At 67.5% G+C, this 24,045-nt stretch carries 20 protein-coding genes, 1 tRNA gene and 2 pseudogenes; 12 read left to right on the forward strand and 11 right to left on the reverse strand.

The window, feature by feature from the left end:
* Window positions 1–45: 45 nt before the first annotated feature.
* The 6 genes from HMPREF3114_RS11995 to HMPREF3114_RS12020 form a co-directional block, all read right to left on the reverse strand.
* The gene (locus tag HMPREF3114_RS11995) at window positions 46–2,529 is read right to left on the reverse strand and encodes a DNA topoisomerase I (RefSeq protein WP_053496975.1); all 2,484 of its coding nucleotides are present in this window, start codon (window positions 2,527–2,529) and stop codon (window positions 46–48) included.
* A gap of 193 nt (window positions 2,530–2,722) precedes the next feature.
* The gene (locus HMPREF3114_RS12000) at window positions 2,723–3,652 is read right to left on the reverse strand and encodes an RDD family protein (RefSeq protein ID WP_005419625.1); all 930 of its coding nucleotides are present in this window, start codon (window positions 3,650–3,652) and stop codon (window positions 2,723–2,725) included.
* Between the two features lie 49 nt (window positions 3,653–3,701).
* Entirely contained in the window at window positions 3,702–4,460 is a 759-nt protein-coding gene (locus HMPREF3114_RS12005) for a pilin (protein ID WP_053496977.1), read from the reverse strand.
* A gap of 39 nt (window positions 4,461–4,499) precedes the next feature.
* Window positions 4,500–4,973, reverse strand: coding sequence for a DUF494 family protein (locus HMPREF3114_RS12010; protein ID WP_005419622.1), 474 nt, complete (start codon window positions 4,971–4,973; stop codon window positions 4,500–4,502).
* Window positions 4,974–5,016: 43 nt separating this feature from the next.
* Entirely contained in the window at window positions 5,017–6,144 is a 1,128-nt protein-coding gene (gene dprA, locus HMPREF3114_RS12015; RefSeq protein WP_053496979.1) for a DNA-processing protein DprA, read from the reverse strand.
* A 110-nt stretch (window positions 6,145–6,254) separates the two neighbouring features.
* Window positions 6,255–7,385: a LysM peptidoglycan-binding domain-containing protein gene (locus tag HMPREF3114_RS12020; RefSeq protein ID WP_005419620.1), complete on the reverse strand. Its 1,131-nt coding sequence runs from the start codon at window positions 7,383–7,385 to the stop codon at window positions 6,255–6,257.
* A 126-nt stretch (window positions 7,386–7,511) separates the two neighbouring features.
* Between HMPREF3114_RS12020 and def the strand changes: the two genes are divergently transcribed.
* From def to HMPREF3114_RS12045, 5 genes are all read left to right on the forward strand, one after another.
* Entirely contained in the window at window positions 7,512–8,024 is a 513-nt protein-coding gene (def, locus tag HMPREF3114_RS12025; protein ID WP_005419619.1) for a peptide deformylase, read from the forward strand.
* A gap of 120 nt (window positions 8,025–8,144) precedes the next feature.
* Window positions 8,145–9,068 carry a methionyl-tRNA formyltransferase gene (gene fmt, locus HMPREF3114_RS12030; RefSeq protein ID WP_053496981.1) on the forward strand — a complete coding sequence of 308 codons (924 nt, stop codon included), beginning with the start codon at window positions 8,145–8,147 and terminating at the stop codon, window positions 9,066–9,068.
* 3 nt (window positions 9,069–9,071) lie between these two features.
* Window positions 9,072–10,403, forward strand: coding sequence for a 16S rRNA (cytosine(967)-C(5))-methyltransferase RsmB (gene rsmB, locus HMPREF3114_RS12035; protein WP_053496983.1), 1,332 nt, complete (start codon window positions 9,072–9,074; stop codon window positions 10,401–10,403).
* A gap of 22 nt (window positions 10,404–10,425) precedes the next feature.
* The gene (locus tag HMPREF3114_RS12040) at window positions 10,426–12,135 is read left to right on the forward strand and encodes an ArnT family glycosyltransferase (RefSeq protein ID WP_053496985.1); all 1,710 of its coding nucleotides are present in this window, start codon (window positions 10,426–10,428) and stop codon (window positions 12,133–12,135) included.
* 152 nt (window positions 12,136–12,287) lie between these two features.
* Complete coding sequence (locus HMPREF3114_RS12045; RefSeq protein ID WP_053496988.1) at window positions 12,288–13,544, forward strand: O-antigen ligase family protein; 1,257 nt, start codon at window positions 12,288–12,290, stop codon at window positions 13,542–13,544.
* Between the two features lie 30 nt (window positions 13,545–13,574).
* On the opposite strand, the gene HMPREF3114_RS12050 is transcribed toward HMPREF3114_RS12045, so the two are convergent.
* Window positions 13,575–14,381, reverse strand: a complete 807-nt coding sequence (locus HMPREF3114_RS12050) for a glycosyltransferase family 2 protein (protein ID WP_053496990.1) — start codon at window positions 14,379–14,381, stop codon at window positions 13,575–13,577.
* Between HMPREF3114_RS12050 and HMPREF3114_RS12055 the strand changes: the two genes are divergently transcribed.
* A complete protein-coding gene (locus tag HMPREF3114_RS12055) occupies window positions 14,380–15,438 on the forward strand; it encodes a CDP-glycerol glycerophosphotransferase family protein (RefSeq protein WP_053497033.1) in 1,059 nt (352 codons plus the stop codon). The two genes, HMPREF3114_RS12050 and HMPREF3114_RS12055, sit on opposite strands and share 2 nt — an antisense overlap.
* Before the next feature lie 72 nt (window positions 15,439–15,510).
* Here the strand turns inward: HMPREF3114_RS12055 and HMPREF3114_RS12060 are convergent, their stop codons facing one another.
* The 4 genes from HMPREF3114_RS12060 to HMPREF3114_RS12075 form a co-directional block, all read right to left on the reverse strand.
* The gene (locus HMPREF3114_RS12060) at window positions 15,511–17,049 is read right to left on the reverse strand and encodes a PH domain-containing protein (protein ID WP_053496992.1); all 1,539 of its coding nucleotides are present in this window, start codon (window positions 17,047–17,049) and stop codon (window positions 15,511–15,513) included.
* Complete coding sequence (locus HMPREF3114_RS12065) at window positions 17,046–17,546, reverse strand: PH domain-containing protein (protein ID WP_053496994.1); 501 nt, start codon at window positions 17,544–17,546, stop codon at window positions 17,046–17,048. The genes HMPREF3114_RS12060 and HMPREF3114_RS12065 overlap by 4 nt, the downstream gene beginning before the upstream one ends.
* A 72-nt stretch (window positions 17,547–17,618) precedes the next feature.
* Entirely contained in the window at window positions 17,619–18,755 is a 1,137-nt protein-coding gene (ribA, locus tag HMPREF3114_RS12070; RefSeq protein ID WP_053496995.1) for a GTP cyclohydrolase II RibA, read from the reverse strand.
* Window positions 18,756–18,842: 87 nt separating this feature from the next.
* A complete protein-coding gene (locus HMPREF3114_RS12075; protein WP_053496997.1) occupies window positions 18,843–19,763 on the reverse strand; it encodes a lauroyl acyltransferase in 921 nt (306 codons plus the stop codon).
* A gap of 61 nt (window positions 19,764–19,824) precedes the next feature.
* On the opposite strand from HMPREF3114_RS12075, the gene dtd reads away from it, so the two are divergent.
* From dtd to HMPREF3114_RS21460, 6 genes and pseudogenes are all read left to right on the forward strand, one after another.
* Entirely contained in the window at window positions 19,825–20,265 is a 441-nt protein-coding gene (gene dtd / locus HMPREF3114_RS12080) for a D-aminoacyl-tRNA deacylase (RefSeq protein WP_005419588.1), read from the forward strand.
* Between the two features lie 90 nt (window positions 20,266–20,355).
* Window positions 20,356–22,209 carry an RNA polymerase sigma factor RpoD gene (rpoD, locus tag HMPREF3114_RS12085; protein ID WP_053496998.1) on the forward strand — a complete coding sequence of 618 codons (1,854 nt, stop codon included), beginning with the start codon at window positions 20,356–20,358 and terminating at the stop codon, window positions 22,207–22,209.
* A gap of 265 nt (window positions 22,210–22,474) precedes the next feature.
* Window positions 22,475–22,786, forward strand: a complete 312-nt coding sequence (locus HMPREF3114_RS12090) for a hypothetical protein (protein ID WP_053497000.1) — start codon at window positions 22,475–22,477, stop codon at window positions 22,784–22,786.
* A gap of 40 nt (window positions 22,787–22,826) precedes the next feature.
* Window positions 22,827–22,902: transfer RNA gene (locus HMPREF3114_RS12095), tRNA-Ile, on the forward strand.
* Window positions 22,903–23,083: 181 nt separating this feature from the next.
* Window positions 23,084–23,911, forward strand: a pseudogene (locus HMPREF3114_RS12100) (terminase family protein); the annotation flags it as partial.
* Window positions 23,911–24,045: pseudogene (locus tag HMPREF3114_RS21460) on the forward strand (Presumed portal vertex protein); the annotation flags it as partial. The pseudogenes HMPREF3114_RS12100 and HMPREF3114_RS21460, both read left to right, overlap by 1 nt.

Below are 24,045 nucleotides of genomic sequence, written 5' to 3' on the forward strand. Positions count from 1 at the left end.
GGAAGACGCGCTGGAACTGTTCCTGATGCCGCGCATGGCGTGGATCTACTTCTTTGCAGCGGTCTTCTTGACGGCCTTCTTCGCCGGTGCCTTCTTTGCGGCAGCTTTCTTCACAGCCTTCTTGGCCGGCGCTTTCTTGGCCGCGGCCTTCTTCGGCGCTGCTTCCTTCTTCACCGCAGCCTTCTTGGCCGGTGCCTTCTTCGCAGCGGCCTTCTTGGCGCCGAAGCCCTTGCGCACCGGCTTGCCGGTTTCTTCCATCAGCTGCTGCACTTCAGCCAGGGTCAGCGATGACGGCTCGCGATCCTTGGGGATCTTGCCGTTCATCCTGCCATCGCTGATGTACGGGCCGAAGCGGCCGTTCAGCACCTGGATGTCGCTGCCCTCGAACTCCTTGATGATCCGGTTGCGCGCGATCTCTTCCTTCTCTTCGATCAGGAATACGGCGCGGGCCAGGTCGATGGTGTACGGGTCGTCTTCCTTCTTCAGCGAGGCGTAGGTGCTGCCGCGCTTGGCGAACGGGCCGAAGCGGCCGATGCCGACGCTGACCGGCTCACCCTTGTCCTCGCCCAGTGCGCGCGGCATCAGGAACAGTTCCAGCGCGTCTTCCAACGAGATGGTGTGCATCGACTGGCCGGGGCGCAATGAGGCGAACTTCGGCTTTTCCTCGGCGTCCTCGGCGGTGCTGCCGATGGCGGCATACGGCCCGAAGCGACCCAGCCGCACGCTGACCGGCTTGCCGGTCTTGGGGTCGGTGCCGAGCTCGCGCGCGCCACTGGCCTCGGCGCGGTCGACCGATTCCTTCTTGTCTTCGACCAGTTCCTTGAACGGCTCCCAGAAACGGGCCATCAGCGGGATCCATTCTTCCTCACCGCGCGAGACGGCATCGAGCTCGTCCTCAAGCCTGGCAGTGAAGTCGTAATCCACGTACTGGGTGAAGTGGCTGGACAGGAACTTGGACACCGCGCGGCCCACGTCGGACGGGCGGAAGCTGCGGCCTTCCATTTCCACATACTTGCGGAACAGCAGGGTCTGGATGATCGAGGCGTAGGTCGAGGGACGGCCGATGCCGTACTCTTCCAGCGCCTTCACCAGCGCCGCTTCGGTGTAGCGCGGCGGTGGCTGGGTGAAATGCTGTTCGGCCAGGATGCGTTCCAGCGGGATGCGGTCGCCCGGCTTCATCGCGGGCAGCTTGCGGCCCTCATCCTCGTCCTCGGCGCTCTTGTTGTCCTTGCCTTCCTCGTACACGGCCAGGAAGCCGGGCACGACCACGGTGGTGCCGCTGGCGCGGAACACGTGTTCGCTGCCGGCCGACAGGTCGACGCTGACCGTGTTGAGCGTGGCCGGGATCATCTGGCAGGCCACCGCACGCTTCCAGATCAGCTCGTACAGGCGCCGCTCGTCGTCGGTAAGGAACCGGGCGACCTGCGACGGGGTGCGCAGGGCCGAGGTCGGGCGTACGGCTTCGTGCGCTTCCTGGGCGTTCTTCGACTTGGTCTGGTAGGTGTTGGGCTGGTCCGGCAGCGAGGCGATGCCGTAGTCGCGGGCGATCACGTCGCGGATTTCCGCCAGCGCGTCCTGCGACAGGTTCACCGAGTCGGTACGCATGTACGAAATCAGGCCGACGGTGCCTTCGTCGCCGATGGCCACGCCTTCATACAGCTTCTGCGCCACCTGCATGGTCTTGCGGGTGGTGAAGCCGAGCTTGCGCGAGGCTTCCTGCTGCAGGGTGGAGGTGGTGAACGGCGGCGCCGGGCGGCGCTTGCGCTCCTTGCTGGCGACGTCGGTAACGTGCAGCGAGCCCTGCGCGGCCTGCTGGATGCGCATGCGCGCCGCTTCAGCGGTGTCGCCATCGGTGACGGTGAACTGCTCGAACTTCTGCCCGTCCAGCTTGACCAGCTTGGCATTGAAGTGCTGGGACGGGTGCGCGCACTCGGCAGCGATCGACCAGTACTCGCGGGCGATGAAGGCTTCGATCTCTTCCTCGCGCTCGACGATCATGCGCAGCGCCGGGCTCTGCACGCGGCCGGCAGACAGGCCGCGCTGCACCTTGCGCCACAGCACCGGCGACAGGTTGAAGCCGACCAGGTAGTCAAGTGCGCGACGGGCCTGCTGGGCGTCGACGAGGTCGCTGGCGATCGCACGCGGCTGGCTGATCGCTTCCTTGATGGCGCGCGGGGTGATCTCGGTGAACACCACGCGCTGCATCGGCTTGTCCTTGACCAGCCCGCGTTCCTTCAGGATCTCGGCGATATGCCAGCTGATCGCTTCACCCTCGCGATCCGGGTCGGTTGCCAGCAGGATGTCGTCGGCGCCCTTGGCGGCCTTGGCGATCGCATCGACATGCTTTTCGTTCTTGTCGATCAGGTCGTAGTACATGGCGAACCCGTTGTCCGGGTCGACCGCGCCTTCCTTCGGAATCAGGTCACGCACATGCCCATACGAGGCCAGGACGGTGTAGTCCTTGCCGAGGTATTTGTTGATCGTCTTGGCCTTGGCCGGCGATTCGACGATGAGCAGGTGCTTGGGCATGGCAGCAGTGTCTGTGGGGCGAGCCGCAGGGAAGGGGCCGCTAGGGTGGAGCAAACGGCCGCATTAGTGAAGCGGCCACGGACAAATCAATACGCTGAACGCCCGGTAGTGTGCCGGGCGTTCAGGTTTCACCTTATTAGAGGAATCACGCCCGGCCAGCCCCTGTCAAGCAGCCAGACGTGAGGATGGCCGTTCATGAGGCCATCTTGGCGATGAAGCCGACCGCAGCCACCAGCAGCACCAGGCCCGCCACCGTCAGCAGGCCGGTCAGTACCAGGATCACGATGGTGACCGTACCCAGCTCATGGCGCTGCAGCTGCGGCTGGTCGGTGTAGGCCCAGCGGTCGACCACCAGGGTGTCGCAGATCATGTCGTGCAGGCCCTGCTTGCGCTCGGTGAAGGCGGCCATCAGGAAGCCGATGCCCAGGGTGAAGCTGCTCAGCAGCATGGCCCAGTAGCGACCGAAGGCGCGGCCACGGGTCAGGCGGTCACCATTGCTGCGCACGACCTTGATGCCGACCGCCATCTTGCCCAGCGTGGCGCCGCCCTGCGAGGAATGGAACCAGGTGTAGTAGGCCACGCCGATGGCCATGTTGATCAGCGCGCTGGCCAGCTGCGCGACGATTTCGATGGAGGTCTCGCCACTGCCCACCGCGCCCATGCTGGCGCCAAGCACCACGCCGATGATGGCGCCGATGATGCCGCCCGGCACGGCCAGCACGAAGTAGTCGATCATGTAGGCCGCGACGCGCTTCCAGAAGCCGGCGTAGACCACCTCGCCGCCGATCACCGGCCGCGCGCCACCGGCAGCGGCGGCGGCCGGTGCGTTGTAGGGTGAGCTGCTGAGCGCGCCCGTGCCAGGCAGCGGCGCAGTGCCGTTGTCGATGGCGGCGTAGTCGCTGCGCAGGTCGAAGCCGCCACTGGCAGTGGCGGTGCTGGCGTCGGCCAGCGTCTGCAGGCCCAGTTCATCGACCACCTGGCGCAGTGCAGCCCACTGGGCCATGCCTTCGCGCCAGACCAGGGTGTCCAGGTTCAGTTCGCCGCGCTGGAAGCGCTGGCGGATCTCCTGGACCGACAGCGGGCCCTGGCGTTGCTGTCCTACGGCGTAGTACCACTCAGTCATTGCATGTTCCCTGTTGGATCGTCCTTGGATGTGCTGCCGTGCGCGTGGCTCAGCCGCGGCATGACGTCGGCAGGTACTTGTCGTCGCTTTCACCGCTGCATTCCCAGCGGCCGCTGTCGCGATCATATTCCAGCCACAGCAGGTCGCCATCGAGGCTCTTGCCGGGCACGGCCAGCGTTGCTTCGATGCCACAGTGGCCGTTGTTGAAGCGGCCGATGTTCACCGCCGACAGGCCGGCCTGGGTGAAGTCACCCGGGGCCGGGAAACCGGCATCGTTGGCACCGGGGCAGCGGCCTTCATCGTCGGCGAAGTGCTGCACCTGCTGCTTCAGCGGCTGCAGGGCATTGACCGCAGTCGCGATCCTGGCACGCACGGTGTAGTCGTTGTATGCGGGCAGGGCGATCGCCGCGAGGATGGCCATGATCGGTACCAGTACCAGCAGCAGGCCGCCGCCGATGATCGCGGTCAGGGCGCAACCGGAGAGCTTCTTCTTCGGCGGCGGCAGGACCCCAGCCGCCGCCTGGGTGGCATAGGGCGTGGACGGCGGCAGTACAGGCGGCTGCGGCGGAGGCGGGGCCACCGGTTCCGGTTCCGGCTCGGGTTGCTGGGCCGGCGCAGCAACGTCCAGCGCCGGCACGATCAGGCCCAGCTCGTCGACAACGGTGCGCAACGGCTGCCATTGCGGCAGGCCGTCGCGCCAGACCAGGGTGTCCAGGGAGATCTGGTTGTTTCGGAACAACTCGACCAACTGTTCCGCCGGCAGCGGGCCTTGCTGCCGGTTGCCTTCTGCATGGAACCACTCGCTCACGGGGACGCTCCTGAATGCGCTATGCCCCCAAGTGTACGGTCAGTGAAGGGGTTCTGGCTCGTCCATGAACATCTGCGTCTCCATCCAGGCATAGGCCGCTTCGGAGCCGGGCTGGTTGAACAGCACCATCAGCACGACCCATTTCAGGTCGTCCAGGTCCAGTTCGTCCTGGTCCAGGGCCATCGCCCGGTCCAGCACCAGCTCGCGCTGGTCGGCGTCGAGGATGCCGTGCTGTTCCAGGTACAGCAGGAAGCCGCGGCATTCCACATCCAGCTTGTCCAGCTCGGGGCCATGGTAGATGCGCACGGGGCCATCGACCCGCGCCTGGGCCACGCTCGGCCGCTGCGCGGCCAGGGCATCGAGCCAGTCGAACGCCTTGTTGATCTCGGTGGGGCTGAAACCGGCCTGGATCAGGCCGTTCTGCAGCGAATCGCGGTCACGGATCAGGTCCGCATCTTCGCTGAAATAGTGTTCAAACAGGTACAGCAGTACATCCAGGATGCTCTCTTTCATTGCCCCTCGGCCTGCGTCGCGCGACGCTGTGGAGGTGAAGAAACTAGGGAGTTCGACAGTAGCGGCCGTGTACGCACACCACGATTCCCGCCAGTTCCATGGCCAGCAGCATGGAGGACACCTGGGGCGCCGTCAATCCACAGCGCGTGATCAGTGAATCCATACCGCTTGGGTTGTGGTCCAGGGCTCGCCACAAGCACTGGTAGTCAGGGTCGTCGGCCCAGCGCGCCGGCAGGAGGGCCGGCAGTGCCTGTTCAGTGGGGGTGGACAGCCGCGATTGCAAGCCCGGCAGCTGCAGGCGAAGGGCAGGGGCAAGCAGTTCCAGAACCTCCTCGGGGCGCTCGACCAGCGCCGCGCCCTCGCGGATCAGGCGGTGGCAACCAGCCGCGCGCGGGTTGAGCACCGACCCGGGCAGGGCACAGACCTCGCGGCCTGCCTCGGCGGCCAGGCGCGCGGTGATCAGCGCGCCCGAACGCTGCGCGGCCTCGACCACCACGGTGGCCAGCGCCAGCCCGGCCACCAGCCGGTTGCGCGCGGGGAAGTGACCTGGGCGGGCCGCCGTACCCGGCAGGTACTCGCTGAGCACCACGCCTTCGGCGGCGATGCGCGCCTGCAGCTGGGCGTGGCTGTCCGGATAGGCGCGGTCAGGGCCCGTGCCGATCACCGCCACGGTGCAGCCACCGGCCTCGAGCGTGGCCTGGTGCGCAGCCGCATCGATGCCTGCGGCCAGGCCGCTGGTCACCGCCAGGCCCGCTTCGACGAAACAGCCGGCAAAACGCGCGGCCAGTGCGCGCCCGCCCGGGGTGGGGGAACGGCTGCCGACCAGCGCCACCGACGGGCGCCAGGCCAGGCTGGTGTCACCGGCGACGAACAGCGCCAGCGGCGGGTTGGGCACCTCCAGCAACGAGGGTGGAAAGGCCGGATCGGTGCAGGGCAGCAGGTGATGGTTGTCCTGTTCCAGCCAGCGCAGGGCGGCTGCACGCGCCCGGGCGTCGGGACGTTCCAGCGCGGCGCATTGCTCCGGCGTGCAGCCGTGCGCGCGCCAGTTCGCCGGGCCTTGCGCGATGGCGGCTTGCGCACCGCCCGCGGCCTGCAGCAGGGCCCGTCGTGGCGCCAGTGCGCCTCCCGCCATCAACAGGCGCAGCAGCGCCTCATATGCATGCGTGGTCATCCCCCACTATCGGCCGAACACAACAAAGGCGCCCTAGGGCGCCTTCGCACGTGATCGTCAGGTTTTCCCGCAGACGCCTGCCGCGCAGCGGCCGGCACGCCCGGCAACGGTTACTTCGCGTCCGGGTGCAGCGCGTTGTAACCGACCTGCACCGGCTTCACGCCCTGCATCACCAGCGCGTAGCTGACGTTGTCGAAGGTACGGAACACCATCGCGTGTGCGGCATACTCATCCGGCAGCGAGACCCGGCCCGCGCCGGTGCTGAGCGAGTCGTCCATGCGCGAGGAGTTCGGGTACTTCATGCGGTGCGCCACATGGCGGCCCGGGCGCCACAGCGAGAACACGGTGCCGTTGTCCACGCCCTGGGCACGGCCGGCCGAGATCGCGATCACGTCGCGCGGGCCACCGGCATTGAACATGTCGGTGACGGCCAGCACGCGCACGTCCACACCCTCGACACCGGCAGCGGGTACATGAGGGATGAACTGCAGGTCGTACGGCTTGGCTTCGACCGGCACCAGGCGGTCACCGGCGCGCACTTCGCGGCCGCCGTCGTTCTTGTCCAGCACCAGCGTGGAGGCCTCGACCTTGCCGCCGGCAATCTGGGTGATGGTGCCGGTAGCGACCTGGGCCAGCTCGTAGCCGAGCACGCCACGGCGGGCGTTGGGCGCGTTGTAGGCCTTCCACAGGTTGCCGCTGCCCGGGGTCACGTCGCCATTGGCGGTCAGGTCTTCAGTCGGCTTGGGCTGGGCGTACCGTACGGTCGGGCGTACCACGGCCCAGCGCTGGCCCACCTGGGCATCGGCCAGGCGCACGTAGACGGTGTCACCGCCGGACACGCGCAGGCGGCTGTCCTCCAGGCCGACCACGTAGGGCAGCTGCTTGATGCTGTCGACAACGCTCAGCTGCTTCAGGAACGGCTCGACCTGGGCCAGCGGAATGGCGTCGATCGGGGCCTCCTGGCGCGGGCCGGCCTGGGACACGGTCACCCGGTCCAGGTAGGCAAGGCTCAGCACGTCACCTGGATAGATCAGGTGCGGGTTGGCGATCTGCGGATTGGCTTGCCAGATCTCCGGCCACAGCCAAGGCTTCTGCAGGAAACGTGCGGCGATATCCCACAACGTATCCCCTTTTCGGACCACATAGGTGTCCGGGTGCCCGCCATTCACTTCCACGGCGGTAGCATAGGCAGCCACGGTCAGCATCGCCGCGGCGACGACCGTACGAAAACGAAGCAACATAGGTGTGAAGCCCTGATTCCCCAACAGGTCCACGCACTATAGTCCAGAAACCGGGGCGCAAGGCAAGCGTTGGAGCTAGAATCTGCGACGTATGCCGGCGTGCCGGCCCCCTATCCGGAAACAGCCATGGCCCTTCTCCCCATTCTCGAGTTCCCCGATCCGCGCCTGCGTACCAAGGCTGCGTTGATCGACGCCGCCGAAGTCACCACGCCGGCCTTCCAGGAACTGATCGACAACATGTTCCAGACCATGTACGACGCCCCGGGCATCGGCCTGGCGGCCACCCAGGTGGACGTGCACAAGCGCTTCATGGTCATCGATGTCAGCGAAGAAAAGAATGAACCGCATGTGTTCATCAACCCGGAAATCGTCGCCAGGGACGGGGGCCGGGTGTACCAGGAGGGCTGCCTGTCGGTCCCGGGCATCTTCGCCGACGTCACCCGCGCCGACACCATCACCGTGAAGTACCTGGACCGCAACGGCCAGGAACAGCAGCTGGAGGCCGGTGAAGTACTGGCCACCTGCATCCAGCACGAGATGGACCACCTGGACGGCAAGCTGTTCATCGACTACCTGTCGCCGCTCAAGCGCGAGATGGTCCGCAAGAAGCTGGCCAAGCAGCGCAAGCACGTGGCGTGATCGCCCATCCGGGCCGCCCTTTGGGTGGCCCGTGCCTGCGCGACGCGCGCGGGCTGCACGGCGCCGGCCGACGGCGCCGTTTTCTTTCCTGCACGAATCCATCCTGCAAGTGGGGTAGCCATGAGGATTGTCTTTGCCGGTACGCCGGAATTCGCGGTGTCGTCGCTGCGCGCCGCGGCGCGCCACCACGAGGTCGTGGCCGTCTATACCCAGCCTGACCGGCCGGCCGGCCGTGGCCGTGGCCTGGCACCGTCGCCGGTCAAGCTCGAGGCGGTGGCCCGTGGCATTCCGGTCTACCAGCCCGAATCACTGAAGGACGAGGCTGCACAGCAGCAGCTGCGCGACCTGCAGCCGGACCTGATGGTGGTGGTGGCCTACGGCCTGATCCTGCCCAAGGCGGTACTGGCGATCCCGACCCACGGCTGCTGGAACGTGCATGCCTCGCTGTTGCCACGCTGGCGCGGGGCGGCGCCGATCCAGCGTGCGATCCAGGCCGGTGACGCAAAGACCGGTGTGTGCCTGATGCAGATGGAAGCAGGCCTGGATACCGGCCCGGTGCTGCTGCACCAGGAACTGCCGATCGCTGCCACCGATACCGGTGGCCAGCTGCATGACAAGCTGGCCGAGCTGGGTGCACAGGTCCTGTCCGACGGCCTGGGCCTGCTGCGGGCCGGCATCAAGCCGATCGCGCGGCCGCAGCCGGAGCAGGGCGTGACCTATGCGCACAAGCTGGACAAGGCCGAAGCCCGTCTGGACTGGGCGCAGGGCGCCGATGTGCTGGCGCGTACCGTGCGTGCCTTCAATCCGTGGCCGATCGCCGAAGCGACGCTGGCTGGCGAACGCGTGCGCATCCATGGCGCGGTGGCGCTGGAGGAGGCCCACGGCCAAGCGCCGGGCACGGTGCTGGCGGCCAGCCGCGATGGCATCGACATCGCCTGTGGCCAGGGCGCACTGCGCTTGCGTACGCTGCAGCGCGAAGGCGGCAAGGCGATCACCGCCGCCGACTACCTCAACGCCCGCCGTGATCTGCGCGTGGGAGCATAAGCGGTGTCGAAGCAGAACGATTTCTCCGTGGCCAAGGCGGCGCCGGGCGCGGCCACCCGCATGCTGGCCGCACGTGTGCTGGCACAGGTGTTCACCCGTGGCCGTTCATTGAAGGCCGAACTGGCCTGGGCGCTGCCGAAGCTGGCCGACAGCCGCGATCGTGCCTTGCTGGAAGCGCTGTGCTTTGCGGTGCTGCGTCGCCGCAGTACCTATGACGCTGCCTTGCAGTCGTGGATGCAGAAGCCGCTGTCGGCGCGCGACGCCGATCTGCGCACCCTGTTGATGGTGGGCTTCGCCCAGCTGGACGTTCTGGAACTGCCGGCGCATGCGGCGCTGTCGGCCACGGTCGATGCCGCGCGTGCGCTGGGCCGTGAGCGCCAGGCCGGCCTGGTCAATGCGATCCTGCGCCGCGCGCAGCGCGAAGGTTTCCCGGAGCAGCCGGCGCGCGATGCCTTCCCGGAATGGCTGGCCGATGCGGTGGAACGCGATTGGCCGGTACAGGCCGACGCGATCTTCAGCGCCAGCCTGCAACCGGCACCGTTGTGGCTGCGTGCCAACCGCCAGCACGGCGGCCGTGACAAGGCACTGGCGGCACTGGCCGAGGCGGGCATTGCCGCCGAACCCAGCGCGCTCTGCGCCGATGCACTGCGCCTGGCGGCCCCAGTTGCGGTGAACCAGCTGCCGGGTTTTGCCGACGGTGCACTGTCGGTACAGGACCTGTCGGCGCAATGCGCAGCCGACGCGCTGGCGCCCGCGACCGGCGCCCGCGTGCTGGACGCCTGTGCGGCACCCGGTGGCAAGTCGGCGCACCTGCTGGAACGTGACCCCAGTCTGCGCCTGCTGGCGCTCGATATCGATGCGCGTCGACTCGCGCGCGCCCGCGATACCTATACCCGCACCGGTGTGGGTGAGGGCGCGCAGACCCGGGTGGCCGATGCCAGCGATCCCGGGGCTTGGTGGGATGGCACGCCGTTCGACGCCATCCTGCTGGATGCCCCGTGCTCGGCCACCGGCGTGATCCGCCGCCAGCCGGACGTGATGTTCCACCGCCGCGCCGAGGACATCGATGCGCTGGTCGGCGTGCAGGCCCGCCTGTTGGAGGCCTGCTGGTCGATGCTGCGCCCGGGAGGCGTGCTGCTGTACGCCACCTGTTCGATCCTGCGCGCCGAGAACGTCGATCAGGTGCGAGCCTTCCTGAAGTGGCATCCGGACGCAGCGGCACAGCCTCTGGATGACACATTCGGCCTCGATTGCGAGGGGATTGCGCGCCAGCGCCTGCCGGGTGACAACGATGCTGACGGTTTCTTTTACGCGCGTCTGCTAAAAACAGCCTGACCCCGCTGACGTTCCGAGTCCCATGCTGAAATCCCGCGCGTCGCGCGAGACGTGGTTGTTCGTGGCGATGGCCCTGCTGGTGCTGGGGGCCGGGCTGGGCCTTCGTGATCCGTGGCCGTCGGACGAACCGCGCTTCGCGCTGGTGGCCAAGCAGATGTTCGACAGCGGGCAGTGGCTGTTCCCGCATCGCGGCACCGAGCTGTACTCGGACAAGCCGCCGATGCTGATGTGGTGGCAGGCCACGCTGTACAGCCTGGTCGGGCAGTGGCGCGTGGCCTTCCTGCTGCCGTCGCTGCTGGCGGCCCTGGGCACGCTGTGGTGCGTGGTCGACCTGGGGCGACGCCTGTGGACGCGGCGGGTGGGGCTGTACGCCGGCTGGGCGCTGCTGTTCGCGCTGCAGTTCACCTTCCAGGCGAAGAAGGCGCAGATCGACCCACTGCTGCTGCTGTTCATCACCCTGGCCAACTACGGCCTGCTGCGCCACCTTTTGCTGGGACCAAGCTGGCGCTGGTGGTGGCTGGGCTGGTTCTTTGCTGGCATCGGCGTGATCACCAAGGGCGTGGGGATGCTGGCGCTGCTGATGCTCGTGCCTGCGGCCATCGCCGCGGCGTTGCAGTGGCCACGGGTGGGACTGCATGCGCGCGACGCGCGTTTCTGGCTGGCGCCGCTGGCCTTCCTGCTGGCGGTGTCGTTGTGGCTGGCGCCGATGCTGCTGGCCGGCTTTGCCACCGGCTCGGACGAGTACCTGGCCTACATGGACGACATCCTGTTCCAGCAGACGGCGCGGCGCTACGCCCATTCCTGGGACCATCACCAGCCCGCCTGGTACTTCCTCGCGACGATGCCGCTGATGTGGATCCCGGCGTTCCTGGCCCTGCCCTGGGCGATTCCGGCGTGGCGCCGCCGGCTGCGCCGCCGCGACCCGCGCTACCTGCTGCCGCTGGCCTGGTGGCTGATGGTGGTGCTGTTCTTCTCGATTCCCGCCGGCAAGCGCGATGTGTACATCCTGCCGGCACTGCCGATGTTCTGCCTGGTGCTGGCGCCGCTGTTGCCTGGATTGCTGAGGCGGCGCGATGTGCAGGCCGTGGTGGGGGTGTTCACCGGCCTGCTGTCACTGGGCCTGGCCCTGGCCGGTGCGATGGCGGTGCTGGGCGAGCCGGCCTTCGAGCTGCGCCTGACCCACAGCCGCGGGCTGGCGCCCGGCGCCGTCGACGCACTGGCCTGGACGATCCTGGCGATGGGCGTGTGGGGCGGAGTGAGCCTGCTGGCCTGCGGCCGTCGCCGGCATCTGGCGCTGGTGTCGACCCTGGCGATGGTCTGGGTGCTGTACAGCCTGGTCGGCTATCCGCTGCTGAACGATTCCAGTTCCGCCCGCGGCCTGATGCGCACGGTTGGTGACCGTCTGGGACCGGATGCCGAATTGGGGCTGGTGGCCTGGAAGGAGCAGCATCTGCTGTTGGCCGACCGCCCCGCAGCGACCTTCGGTTTCGAGACGGACTGGGACGAGCAGCTGATTGCGGCCACGCGCTGGCAGCGGCTGGCGCCCGGACGCCGCTGGTTGCTGGTGCACGAATACGCGATGCTGTCGTGCGTCGACCGCAACCGTTCTGAACTGGCCGGCGTGGCCAACCGGCGGCGCTGGTGGCTGGTGCCGGCAGCAGCGGTGAAGGTGCCCTGCGTGGTCACTGCAGAGGAGCGCGAACGTGAACGGCGTTTGCAGGAACATGACTAGCCACCACGATTCCGGCTTGTCCAGTCTGCCCAAGCGGGCCCAAAGGCAGTAAAACAGCAGGCTGGGACGGCCTCCGTTGGTCCTTCCCGTTCTTCCCGCAGATTGCAGCGATACTTCCCGACGTGCCAGCTTCACCGGACAACCTGAACCCCATGGCCGGCGACCCGCTGGGCGTTCCCGCCGGTGGGCGCCATGGGGCCGCGCATGCGCTGGCCCAGCTGGGCCTGTTCTGCCTGCCGGCACTGGTGCTGACCGTGCCGATCAACCTGCTGCCGTATGGCCTGCTGCTGCTGCTCAGCACGCTGCTGGCGCCGGAGCTGCTGTGGCGCGCGCGCGGCATGGCCGGTCAGCCGGTGAAAGTGCTGGCCTGGCTGATGCTGGCGGTGCTGGCGCTCGGCGTACTTTCGGTGGTGTTGTTCGAGCAGGGCCTGCGTGACGTCGACAACCGCTCGCGATTCGTGGTGATCCCGTGGATCGCGCTCTGGGTCTGCGCGCTGCGTCCCAACCTGCGGTGGCTCTGGTACGGATCATTGACCGGCCTGCTCGCCACCTTCGCGATGTCGCTGTGGCAGGTGCTGGGTGGCGCCCCGCGCGCAGAGTTGTTCACCAACGCCATCGTGCTGGCCGACATCGTGATGGTGTTGATGGTGCTGCTGGTGTTCTGTCGCCCGTCGCGGCGCTGGTCGCTGGTGATCCTCGGCACGGCCGCCGGCTGCGGCACCATCGTGCTGACCGGCAGCCGCGGCGTGTTCGCCGCCCTGCTGGCGCTTCTGGTGGTGCTGGCACTGAGCCTGCGCTGGCGCACCGGTGCGGCGCGCCTGTCGGTGCTGGCCGGCATGCTGGCGATCGGCGCGACCCTGTTGCTGTCGGTGCCGGAGCTGCGTCACCAGGTGCGCCTGAGCGAGCTGCACAGTGACGTGCAGCGGATGGAACTGGGCGACAGTGATTCTTCCGCCGGTGCCCGCGTGGAACGCCTGCAGGTGGCTTGGGAGACCTTCCTCGATCACCCGCTGGTGGGTGTTGGCATCGGTCACTTCGACAGCGCGATGCTGCGCGTGCCGGTCTGCCGGGAGAATCCGGAAGAGTTGCGTTGCCACCTGGGGCATGCACACAACGATGTTGCCGAATGGGCAGCGACCCAGGGCGTACCGGGCCTGCTGCTGTTGCTGGCGGTGTATGGCATCCCGCTGTGGTTGTTCGTGCGCCTGCATCGCCGTAGTGGCCGGTCAACCTTCCGTGGGCCGGCCGCAGCCGGCATCATGCTGGTGATCACCTACGCGTTGTGCGGACTGACCCAGTCGATGTTCGCGCACCAGATGACCGCCAGCTTCTACGTGACCCTGGTCGGCCTGCTGACCGGCCTGTCGATCGTCGAAGGCGCGCGCTACCGGGCAGCCACCGGGGCGTGACGCATCGGAGCGCCGGGCAGGGCCCGGCGATCAGGGGTTCGGCGGGTCGGCCACGGCCTGGCCGTTGCCCAGCATCCACAGCATGATGGTCTTCTGGCGCACGTAGTTGGCGCGCACATAGGCGTAGACCAGGCCATGCCAGCCGTCGCGGAAGCCGCCACGGAACACGAAGCCGCGCCAGAACCGCCAGGCCGGTGCCAGCACCAGCTTGCCCAGCGTGGCCCGTTTACCGCGCGCGAACTCGTGCTCGGCCATCATCCGCGCGTACTTCTCGGTCTTGGCCAGCTGCTGCTGCAAGGAGCGGTAGGGATAGTGGACCAGGTCGCCGCGCAGGGTACCCACACTGCCATCGACGCTGGCGGCCTCGTGGATCTCGCGCTTGCCGCGCCAGCCGCCACGGCGGCGGTCGAACAGGCGCAACACCCGGTCCGGGTAGGCATTGCCATGGCGCAGGAACTTGCCGAAGTACTCCGACAGGCGTGCGAAGCGATAGCCGGCATGGCCAGCGAAGCCACCGTCGCGGGCCTGTTCGATGGCCGCACGCAGTTCCGGGCTGATCCGCTCATCGGCGTCCAGGCACAGCACCCAGTCGTGGCGGGCCTGCTCGACGCAGTACGCCTTCTGGCTGCGGAAGCCGTCGAACGGGCGCTGCAGCACGCGGGCGCCTGCGGCCTCGGCGATGGCCACGGTGGCATCGGTGGAGTAGGAGTCCACGACGACGATCTCATCGCAGAAGGCCAGTGAGGCCAGGCAGTCGCCGATGCGGCCGGCCTCGTTGAACGCGATAATGCAGGCCGAGATGCGAGGCCGTTCGATGGGAGCGGTCGTGGAGGACATGATGGCCGGGTACCTGTTGTTTGCGACGGAGCGCTATGCGCTGCCTATTCTCGCCCCGTTGGCGCAGGCCTTGCACGCCTCCGGGCAGGAGGTGGCAGCCTGGTTCGAGGGCGGCGCGGCCGGCAGCCAGCTGCCGGGAGTGCCCAACATCGGCCTCAAGCAGGCGCTGGCAATGCGGCCGCGGGCGGTGTTCAGCGCCGCCAACTGGGTGCCGACCTTCCTTTCGGGAGCCAAGGTGCAGCTGTTCCATGGCTTCAACGTGGAGAAGCGGGACAGTGCGCGCGGCCACTTCCGGGTGCGCGGCATGTTCGACCTGTACTGCACGCAGGGGCCGGCCACCACCGGGCCGTTCCGCGAGATCGCGGCCCTGCAGGGCCACTTCGCGGTGGCCGAGACCGGCTGGCCGAAGCTGGATCCGCTGTTCCGCGACGATGGTGGCGAGAGCGCCGCGCTGCGCGCCGCCGCTGGAGGACGCCCGGTGATCCTGTTCGGTTCGACCTTCACCGAACGCCTGAGCGCAGCCCCGCACCTGCATGCGCAGATTGCTGCCGACATCGCCGAGGGCAAGCGCTACTGGCTGCTGACCCTGCACCCGAAGTGCCCACCGGAATTGTTCGAACGCTACCGCGCGCTGGCCGGTGCCAATGCGCGCTTCATCGAGCCGGAGCAGGTGATGGCCGCACAGCGCGCCGCCGATGTGCTGGTGTCCGATACGTCCTCGATCGTTTCGGAGTTCATCGTCCAGCACAAGCCGGTGGTGACCTTCCGCAACCGGGTGCCCAAGCCGCACATGATCGACTTCGACGACCCGGTGCAGCTGCCGGCGATGCTGCAGCGCGCGCTGCATCCCGACGCCGCGCTGCAGGCGGAGATCGTGCGCTACGCCGATGCCATCCATCCGTACCGCGATGGCCTGTCCAGCGAGCGCGTGATTGCGGCTACCGAGGATTTCCTGTCCGGCGAGATGGGCGTGCTGCGGCGCAAGCCGTTCGGCAGCTGGGTGCGCGACCTGCAGATCCGCAAGGACCTGGGGTATTGGGGGCCGTCGCAGCGGTAAGCCGAGCGTGGGCTCGGCTCTACAGTAGATCCACGCCATGCGTGGATGTGCGGCCGGGATCCGGCCCCGCCGTCACCAGCGCAGCTTGCGCCGCGCGAGTGCTGCGGCCAGCTGCTCCATCACCTGTTGCGCCTGCGCCTGCGGCAGGTAGTGCAGGATCAACGCCACATCACCATGCGCGCCGGCGGTATCCAGCTGCAGGCTGCTGGTGCCCAACAGCTTGTCCAGTGGCGAGCGCAGCAGGCGCAGGCCCTGCACCTTGTCCAGCTCGGCCCAGCGCCACCAGCGCTTCCACCAACCGCCGCGCACGGCGACGTAGTGGTCATCCAGATACCAGCCCATGCGCGCCATCTGCCGATGTGCCACCAGCAGCGCCAGCGGCAACCAGGCCAGCACGATCAGGCCCCATGATCCCCAGCGCCAGTACGCGGCTGCGGCCAGCACGGGGACCAGCAGCAGCGCACCCAGGCACAGCCGCCACCAGCCACGCTGCGGAATGGACTGCCACTGCGCCGGTGGCCACTGCAGTTGTGGCAGCAGGTGCTGCACCAACTGCTCGCAGCGCATTGCCGGGGCCAGCGGTGCCAGCTCGCGCAGGGCGCGGTCCTGGTCCCGCGAAGGGCCGCCGGCGGCGCTGTCGATGCGCAGCTGGCGCAGGCCGAACCAGCGATGCAGGGTGGTTTCGTGCAGCGTCCAGGCCTGGATGCGGCGACGCGCGACACTGCTGCGGGTTCGGCTGACCAGGCCAGCCGAGACGGTCAGCCGGCGATCCTGCTCGCTGAGAGTGAAGCCGTGATAGCGCAGCAGGGTCAGCACCACCGACAACGCCCGCAGCGCCAGCCAGCCCAGCAGCAGGGCTGCGGCCAGCAGCAGGAAGGCGCCGGCCACGCCGGGATGCAGGTGGCTTGCGTAGCCGAAGGCCTCCCTGCCACCACGCTGGATGGCCGCGTCCATCACCGGCCGCGGCACGGTCTGGAACAGCACGCCGAAGGCGGCGATCGCCAGTGCCCATCCGCGGTTGGAGAGCAGGCCCATGCGCACCACGTCCCAGCTCGACAGGCGCAGCAGCACCTGTTCGGTGTCGGTCCCGGTGATCGAGGGCGTGGCGACGACGTCGGCGGGCTGCGGTGCCTGCCCACGCTGGCGCACCAGCCGTTCCAGCGCCAGCGCCTGGTCCAGCCTCAGTACTCGCATCTCGGCTTCCGGCCGCACGCCGCCGGCCGATTCCAGGCGCAGCTCGGCCACACCGAACAGCCGGTGCAGCGGGTTCTGTCGCACTTCCACGTTGTGGATGCGGGCGAACGGGATCTCGCGGCGGTTGCGCGCCAGCAGCCCGCTGCGCACGGTGATGGCATCGCTGCCGATGCGGTAGCGGTAGCTGAGGTACTGCAGCACCGAGACCAGCACCAGTGCCGCGATCGCCGACAGTGGAATCAACTGCGCCCACATCGGGTCGCGCTCGCCACGCTGGCCGAACACCAGCAGCGCGACCAGCGGCAGGAAGTAGTGGCGCAGCTGCATCAGCAGTACGAACAGCCACGACCACGGGTGCAGTCGATGGTCCTCGCCACCGGCAGGCAGCGATGCGGGCAGGGGCGGCGGCAGGCTCACAGGGCGTCGGCGTCCTGGTCGAGCTGGTGCGAGAGGGTGTCGCGCAGGCGCTCGGCGTCGGCTTCATCCAGGCCGTTGACGGTGACCGCGCTCATGCGGGTACCGGCAGTGTGCACGATCAGCGTGGCCAGGCCGGCGCGGCGCTCCAACGGGCCCCGGCGCAGGTCCAGGTGTTGGACGCGCGATATGGGAATGCGGGTTTCCAGCTGCCACATCAGGTCGCGGCGCAGGCCCAGGCCCTGGTCATCCAGGCGCCAGCGGGTGCGGGTCAGTCGCCGGCGGCCGAGCCAGGCGCCGAAGAGGATGCCGATCAGCAGCCCCAGGGCGGCAGTCCACAGGCCGCCGGGCAGATCGAAGAACCAGGCAGCTGCGGCCAGTGGCAGACCCGGCACGAACAGTCCGCCGAAGGCGCCTTCCAGTGCGGCCAGGCGGGCGGCACGTTGCGGCAGCGACTGCCAGGCATCGGTGGGCGGGGCGATGGGGGCGACGTCGGTCACGCGGGCTCCGTCAGGTGGCAGGGCGAGCGGCGGCGGTGGCCGCACCGCGCAGACGGTAGCAGGTCGGCTGCGTTACTGGGCAGCCTGGATCAGCGCATCGACATCCAGCAGGTGGCCAGCACGATCGGCCTTGGTGCGCAGGTAGTGTTCGTTTTCCGCGGTGATCTCGCCGGTGACCGGAATGCAGTCCAGCACCTCGATGCCGGCATTGCGCAGGCGCTGTGCCTTGGTCGGGTTGTTGCTGAGCAGAGCCACGCGCGAAATGCCCAGGCCATGCAGCATCGCCACCGCACTGCCGTAGCGGCGTTCGTCGGCACCGAAGCCCAGCTGTGCATCGGCGTCGATGGTATCCAGGCCGTCGTGCTGGTAGCCATAGGCGCGCATCTTGGCGGCGATACCGGTGCCGCGGCCTTCCTGGTCCAGGTACAGCAGCACGCCGCCGCCCAGTTCCTTCAGCTTGCGCAGCCCGCGCCGCAGCTGGTCGCCGCAGTCGCACTTGAGCGAGCCGAACAGGTCGCCGGTCAGGCACGAGGAGTGCACGCGTACCGGTACCACCGACGACAGGTCCGGTTCGCCGACGATGATCGCGACCTGGTCGCGCTGGGCCACGCCGCCGCGGAACACCGCGAAGGTGGTCATGCCGACGTCGCGCAGCGGTACCGGCGAACGCGCCACCAGTTCGTAGTCGTGGGCCGCATGTGCCGCGCCTTCGGCCAGGTCGCACAGGGCCACCTCGGCGGCACCGTCGAAAGTGTGGTCATCCACGTCCAGGCGCACCGCGACCATCGCCGGCAGCAGCAGGCCCAGGCGGGCCAGCTCCACCGCGCCGGCATCGAAGGCGTCGCCGGCCGCCCAGCCGTCGGGCATGGGGCCGGGCTCGCGCAGGTAACCCAGCGAGGGCAGGGTATCGAAGGCAATGCCAGCCAGCGGCAGGCGCGCGCCTTCCGGTGCTTCCACGCCGAGCACGCGGGCGCGGGTCGCGGTCAGGAACAGGTAGTGGCGCTCGCGCGCGGCACCGGCGAACGTGGCAAAGCTGCTGGCAGTGGCGCTGTCCAGTGCAATCACCGCCAGGCGCTGGCCCTGGCCATCGTGGAGCAGTACCGGGCGACCGGCACGCAGTTCGGCCACCGCGCGTTCGCAGCGGATCGCGGCGGGATCGCCGAACAGGGAAGAGGCAGCAGGCATGGCAGGACCGGGGGAGGCGGACATCGCAGTCTCTATGGGGGCGCCGGCGTCGTATTCAACGTGGTGCGGCCGCCGGTCGCAGGGGCCGGACGGGCCCGCGTGGTGCGACCGTCAGTGCGGATGCTCTTCGGTCGCGTACGGGTCTTCCTCGCCGCTGCCCGGTGGCCGCAGCGTATAGCGCTTGTAGGTCCATTGGTACTGCGTCGGGTCGCGGCGGGCGATGCGCTCGATGCCGGCGTTGAGCGCGGTAGCCGCCACCTGCGGGTCCGGGTCGGCCACGGCCGGGTCGGTCGGCTCGATGTGCAGGGCGAATTCCATGTCCGGCCCAACGCGCTCGCACCAGCCATACAGCACGGTGGCGCCGGTGCGCTCGGCCAGCCGGTTGACCAGGGTCATGGTCAGTGCCTGCACGCCGAAGAACGGCACGAACACGCCGTCGCCGGCCTTGGGTTGCTGGTCGGGCAGGATGCCGGTGGCACCGCCGTCCTTGAGCACCTTGAACAGCTGGCGCACGGCGGGGCCCTCGGCGCGTACCTGCTGCACGTTCTGGCCGCCCCGCACCAGCTGCAGGAAGGCGTCGCTGGCCTCGTCCTCCGGTGGCTTGTAGACGATGGCGATGTGCCCGCGCGAGGCCAGCCACTGGTTCAGCAGCTCCCAGTTGCCGAAGTGGGGTGCGGCCACGATCACGCCCTTGCCGCTGGCCAGGGCCGCGTCGTACAGGGATTCGCCGTGGCGCTGCTTCAGGTGCAGGCGCAGGTTGTCGGCCGGCCTCTGGCTCCACAGCCGCAGCGTCTCGATGGCCTGCAGGGCGGTGGAGCGCAGCAGCTCGCGGTGCAGGCGGTCGCGCGCCGGACCGTCCAGTTCCGGGTAGGCCAGTTCCAGGTTGCGCCGGGTGACGCGGCTCTCGCGAGCGTTGAGACGGACCCACGTCCACGCCAGGGCATGCGCGAACGCCCGCAACAGTGGCCAGGGCAGGCGGGCGAACAGGGTGGTGGCGCGGTAGACCAGCCGGGCTTTGCGTTGCGGATTCATCGGCGCCAGTTTAGCCAAGGGCGCTGCTATCGTGGCCGGCCCTGTTCATTGGAAGCCCACGATGCTCGTCCTGATCCAGCGCGTCAGCCAGGCCGCCGTCCATGTCGACCAGGAAGTGGTGGGGCAGATCGGCCCCGGCCTGCTGGCCCTGGTCGGCATGGAACCGGGCGATACCGAGGCCCAGCTGCGACGGATGGCCGAGCGCCTGCTGGGCTACCGGGTGTTCGCCGACGAGGCCGGGAAGATGAACCGGTCGCTGCGCGACACCGGCGGCGGCCTGCTGCTGGTCAGCCAGTTCACCCTGGCCGCCGATACCCGTTCGGGCATGCGCCCCAGCTTCACGACGGCCGCACCGCCGGACGAGGCTGAACGCGGGTTCAATCGATTTGTCGAGATCTGTCGTGAAAATCACGCGCCGGGGGTGGAAACGGGCCGATTTGGTGCCCATATGGTCGTCAGCCTGGTCAATGACGGTCCCGTGACCTTCCTTCTCAGGCCCTGAGCCTGCGGGACCACCGCCCGGCAGGCGGGGCCCCGGGCTGGTATAATGCTACGTTCCCTATTTCTCCCTAGCCGGTGGCGCGAGCACTACATGGCCAACGAACGTCCTGCCCAATCCGAAATCAAGCAACTGATCAGCAAGGGCCTGGAACAGGGCTACCTGACCTACGCCGAAGTCAATGACCATCTGCCGGACGACATGGTCGACCCGGAACAGATCGAAGACATCATCGGCATGATCAACGGCATGGGCATCGATGTCCATGAAGTTGCGCCGGATGTGGAAACCCTGCTTCTCAACGATGGCAACACCGGCAACCGCGAAGTCGATGACACCGCGGCTGAAGAAGCTGCCGCCGCGCTGAGCGCGCTCGACACCGAAGGTGGCCGTACCACCGACCCGGTGCGCATGTACATGCGCGAAATGGGCACCGTCGAGCTGCTGACCCGCGAAGGCGAAATCGCCATCGCCAAGCGGATCGAGGAAGGCCTTTCGCAGGTCCAGGCCGCCCTGGGCCAGTTCCCGGTCTCGGTCGAGTCGCTGCTGAACGACTACGAAGCCCACAAGGAAGGCAAGAAGCGCCTGGCCGAAGTGATCGTCGGCTTCAACGACCTGGTCGACGAAGAGCCGGCACCGCCGGCGGTCGCTGCCGATGACAGCGCCGATGCGGACGCCGAGGGCGACGAGGACGAGGACGACGATGTCGACGGTGGCGATGAAGAAGCCGCACCGACCGGTCCGGATCCGGAGGAAGTCGCCGCGCGCATGCAGGCACTGAGCGATGCCTTCAACGCTTTCAAGAAGGCCGCGACCAAGGGCGACAAGAAGAACCTGCCGCGCCTGCGCGAAGAGATGTCGGCGGTGTTCGTCACCCTGAAGCTGCCGCTGCCGCTGACCGACGTGCTGACCAAGCAGCTGCGCGACACCATGGCCGACATCAAGTCGCATGAGCGCCGTGTACTGAACCTGGCCACCGTCACCGCGCGCATGCCGCGCAAGGACTTCATCCGTTCCTGGGAAGGCAACCAGACCAACCTGGAGTGGGTGGAAGACGCGCTGAAGCGCAAGCAGAAGTGGTCGTCGGCCCTGCGCGAAGTGAAGGACCAGATCATCGCCGAACAGCAGGCGACGATCGACATCGAGAAGCTGACCCAGCTGGACCTGGAAGAGCTGAAGGAAATCAGCCGTGCCATGGCCTACGGCGAAGCCAAGGCGCGCAAGGCCAAGAAGGAAATGGTCGAGGCCAACCTGCGCCTGGTGATCTCGATTGCCAAGAAGTACACCAACCGTGGCCTGCAGTTCCTCGACCTGATCCAGGAAGGCAACATCGGCCTGATGAAGGCCGTGGACAAGTTCGAGTACCGCCGCGGCTACAAGTTCTCGACCTACGCCACCTGGTGGATCCGCCAGGCGATCACCCGCTCGATTGCCGACCAGGCACGCACCATCCGTATTCCGGTGCACATGATCGAGACGATCAACAAGTTGAACCGCATTTCCCGCCAGATGCTCCAGCAGTACGGCCGCGAGGCTACGCCGGAGGAGCTGGCCAAGGAAATGGACATGCCGGAAGACAAGATCCGCAAGGTGATGAAGATCGCCAAGGAGCCGATCTCGATGGAAACCCCGATCGGCGACGACGAGGATTCCCATCTGGGCGACTTCATCGAGGACACCAACGTGGAGTCCCCGATCGAGAACACCACCAACATCAACTTGTCTGAAACCGTGCGCGACGTGCTGGCCGGCCTCACCCCGAGGGAAGCCAAGGTGCTGCGCATGCGCTTCGGCATCGACATGAATACCGACCACACGCTGGAAGAGGTCGGCAAGCAGTTCGACGTGACCCGCGAGCGCATCCGCCAGATCGAAGCGAAGGCCCTGCGCAAGCTGCGTCACCCGAGCCGTTCGGAGCAGCTGCGCAGCTTCCTGGATATCGATTGATAGCCAGCGGCTTTTGAAGCGTTGAGAAAAACCCCGCCTGGTGCGGGGTTTTTCTTTGGTCGTTCCCGGCCATGCCGCTCGGATCCTGACGATGTCGCGTCTGCCATTTGATTACTTCCTGCAGTGGCCGCACGCTGACCGTGCAGATGCTCAACACATCGCGTAGGCAGGCCGGTCTCCATCGGCGCTGATGCAAGCGCGCAGCAGGTCACGTACATCACATGCGGCCTGCGGCACTGATTTGCCATGCATCCGGAGTAACGCCATGAATGATGTGGAGCACGATCTGTCTGATTCCCGGCAGACTGATTTTTCGTCGCTGCTTGATTGGGATGAGGTGATGCAGGATGAGCGTGAGGATCGGCTGGGGTTTGCCCGCCGCACGACGTATGCGTTGCTGACGCTGTCTGGTGCGGAACTGGTCGAGGGCTTTGACGGCGGCAACCAGAAGGCGCTGGAAGAGGCCAGGCGGACGGTGGCGCTGTTCCAGGCATATCTGCGGCGGCAGATGTGGTTCGCGGAAGTGGCGGAGAAACGGTTGGGTCGTGTTGCTGAGGCTCTTGCTGCTGCCGGGTAGCCGATCGAGCGTGGCCTCCACTACACTGTGGCGCTGCGCAGGGCCTATAGCTCAACGGTTAGAGCAGGGGACTCATAATCCCTTGGTTCCAGGTTCGAATCCTGGTGGGCCCACCATAAAAAAACAGGCACTTAGGCTTACGCCCAAGTGCCTTTTTTGTGCCAGCGGGAAAATTCGGGGGAAAACTCAACGCTTGCGAGGTGGTTTCACGACTGGCAAGTCGTGATCGTAGCGGCCCGTAGTGGCGGGCGATTGTGCCCGGCCGCATCCTGCTTGTCGCCACGGTTGCCCTCGTTGTTGGACGTGAGCCACGCGCGCCTGATGGGTGGCCGGCGTTGCGAGGACGCGATCTGGCGCCAGATCGTGACCGTTCTCGATGCGGCCGGCCGTGGCTGTGACCTGTTCGATATCGAGGAACTACGCCGCGACTACAGCGCCGAGGAGTTCGCCAACCTGCTGATGTGCGAGTTCGTGGACGACAGCGCCAGCGTGTTCCCGCTCACCATGCTGCAGCCCTGCCGGGTCGATAGCTGGGTCGAGTGAGCGGACGACTACAAGCCGTTTGCCGTCCGGCCCTACGGCGACCGCGCCGTGTGGATCGGCTACGACCCGGCTGAGACCGGCGACAGCGCGGGCATCGTGGTGGTGGCCCCGCCGCTGGTGCCTGGGGGCAAGTTCCGCGTGCTGGAACGCCACCAGTTCAAGGGCATGGAGTTCAAAGACCAGGCGGCGTTCATCGGGCAGATCACCAAGCGCTATTGGGTGACCTACATCGGCGTGGATGCGACCGGTATGGGCACCGGCGTTGCTCAGCTGGTGCGCCAGTTCTTCCCCGGCGTGACTGTCTTCAACTATTCGCCCGAGGTGAAAACGCGGCTGGTGCTGAAAGCCTATGACGTAATCAATGACGAACGGCTGGAATACGACGCCGGCTGGATCGACCTCACGTAGTCACTGCTGGCGATCCAGAAAACCATCACCCCGAGCGGGCGCCAGGTGACCTACACCGCCGGGCGCTCGCGCACCACCGGCCATGCTGACTTGGCTTGGGCACTCACGCACGCGCTGCAGAGCGAGCCGCTGGAAGGCGGACAGGCTGCGCGCGGCACCATGGAGATTTTCTGATGACCGACACCGACCAGAGCACCATCGCCGCGCCGCCGGTGAGTATCGAAGCCTTCACCTTGGCGAGGCCAGCCCTGTGTTGGAATCACGCGGCTTCCTCGACTACCTCGAATGCTGGCGCAATGGCCGCTACT

Origin of the sequence: Stenotrophomonas sp. HMSC10F07 (genome assembly GCF_001807895.1) — a bacterium.
Taxonomy (GTDB): Bacteria; Pseudomonadota; Gammaproteobacteria; order Xanthomonadales; family Xanthomonadaceae; genus Stenotrophomonas; species Stenotrophomonas sepilia.